The organism is Arthrobacter sp. CMU6 (assembly GCF_059090205.1).
In genome coordinates, this window is the sequence record NZ_JBNHFL010000087.1 from 1 (window position 1) to 666 (window position 666).

A 666-nucleotide genomic window follows, 5' to 3' on the forward strand; every position below is an offset into this window, starting at 1 on the left:
CGCGAGCAGGGTGCTGGCTTCCTGGCGGGTGGAGCCGGAGGATTCGATGTGGGCGAGTTCGGCGGGGATTTCCCAGCCTTTTTTGCGCATGGCGGTGGCCCAGAGCCGGCCGGCGCGGTAGGAGGAGCGGACCAGGGGGCCGGACATGACGCCGAGGAAGCCGATCTCTTCGGCTTCGTGCTGCAGGTCCACGAATTCCTGCGGCTTGACCCAGCGGTCCACGGGGAGGTGGCGTTCGGAGGGGCGCAGGTACTGGGTGATGGTGATCAGGTCGCAGCCGGCCTGGTGGAGGTCGCGGAGGGCTTCGGAGATTTCCTCGCGGGTTTCGCCCATGCCCAGGATGAGGTTGGACTTGGTGACCATGCCCAGGTTCCGGCCCTGGGTGATGACGTCCAGGGAGCGTTCGTAGCGGAACGCGGGCCGGATCCGCTTGAAGATCCGTGGCACGGTTTCGACGTTGTGGGCGAACACTTCGGGTTTGGAGTCGCAGATCGCGGCGATGTGTTCGGGTTTGCCGGAGAAGTCCGGGATAAGGAGTTCGACGCCGGTGCCGGGGTTCAGTTCGTGGATCTTGCGGACCGTTTCGGCGTAGAGCCAGACGCCTTCGTCCTCGAGGTCGTCACGGGCGACGCCGGTGACGGTGGCGTAGCGCAGGGCCATGGCCTG

Annotated in this window: 1 protein-coding gene; it reads right to left on the reverse strand. The window is 66.2% G+C overall.

Features of this window, described 5'->3' with window-relative positions; genetic code table 11:
• Positions 1 to 666 (reverse strand): lipoyl synthase (locus AC5RWD_RS23165; protein WP_494022262.1); only part of this gene is annotated, 666 nt, incomplete at both ends.